1 protein-coding gene is annotated in these 1,275 nt (G+C 40.7%); it reads left to right on the forward strand.

Annotated features, from left to right (window positions below; genetic code table 11):
• The first annotated feature begins 111 nt into the window (after window positions 1–111).
• Window positions 112–1,254 carry an IS4 family transposase gene (locus tag QUB24_RS33410; RefSeq protein WP_333157879.1) on the forward strand — a complete coding sequence of 381 codons (1,143 nt, stop codon included), beginning with the start codon at window positions 112–114 and terminating at the stop codon, window positions 1,252–1,254.
• The last annotated feature ends 21 nt before the right edge of the window (window positions 1,255–1,275 follow it).

Genomic DNA, 1,275 nt, shown 5'->3' on the forward strand with positions numbered 1-1,275 from the left:
CTGGGGGGGTGACAACCCACCCCAAACCCATAGCTAGTAAGGATTGAGGCAACTTGTGGTAAAAAAAGATAGGCAGCAGAATTGTTACACGCTTGCCTATCCAAAAAATTAATGATACCTAGATTCTACCAGACTCACTTACAAAAATACCTGACGCCATCTCAGTTTTTGGTGATGACAACCTTGTTATCCTTAATGCAATCGGAAAAGCAAGTGAGATTAGAACGGCTATCCCGAGTATTTCCTTGTCTAATTACAGCCGAAAGTCGGCGACGGAAATTACAAAGATTTTTAGATTTACCGAATTTAACGCTCGAATTAATTTGGTTCCCATTAATTACTTACTGGTTGACCACTTATTGCTCTGTCGGTCAAACCTTATCAATCGCAATAGATCGCAGCCAATGGGGGTGTATTAATCTTTTCATGGTTAGCTTAATCTGGGAGCGAAGAGCAATTCCATTATACTGGTCATTGTTGCCCAAATTGGGGAGCAGCAATTTCGACGAACAAACTACAAATTTACAGCAAGTTTTACCATTATTTTCAGAATATAAAGTTATTGTTTTAGGAGACCGTGAATTTTGTTCTATCGACTTGGGAAACTGGCTCAAGGAAAAGGGTGTGTCTTTTTGCTTAAGACTGAAAAAGAATCATTGTATCGAAACAGAGCATTTAGTTTGGCAGCGATTAGATGAATTAGGAATAGTGCCGGGAACCTCTTTATATTTTCAAGGTAAAAGAGTGAGAAAAACTCAGCCTGCTACTGGATTTGATGTTGCTTGTAAGTGGAAAAGAAACTATGGGGGGTGGAAGGTTGATGAAGCGTGGTTTATTCTCACAAATCTCGGCTCATTGCCGGCCGCTATAGATGCTTACAAGCAACGGATGGGCATTGAAGAAATGTTCCGAGATTGTAAAACAGGAGGCTACGATCTGGAAGGAACTAGCTTAAAAGGAAACCGACTGATTAACATAATTTTGCTCGTGGCACTCGCCTACACTTGGGCAATATTTGAAGGCACTGAATTGAGAAAAAAGCAAGTAGAAAAATATGTATGTCGGCGTCAAGAACCTAAAAAAAGATATCGCAGACGGAGTACATTTGGTGTTGGCTTAGATGCAGAAAAGTGGGTTAATTATCTAGAACAATATTCTCATGAGGTGGAACAGTTAATAAAGTTAACTCGAAATAAACGCCGCTTTTACCAACAAGGTATGCGGGCTGCAACCCTGATTCGGTCTATCTCCTAGGCCTCTTTGTCACCCCCCCAG

It is taken from the genome of Microcoleus sp. B9-D4 (assembly GCF_036705105.1).
Lineage (GTDB): Bacteria > Cyanobacteriota > Cyanobacteriia > Cyanobacteriales > Microcoleaceae > Microcoleus.

Excerpts from the sequence above, each read along its gene's own strand:
- QUB24_RS33410 (WP_333157879.1), top strand. The coding sequence starts at position 112 with ATGATACCTAGATTCTACCAGACTCACTTACAAAAATACCTGACGCCA.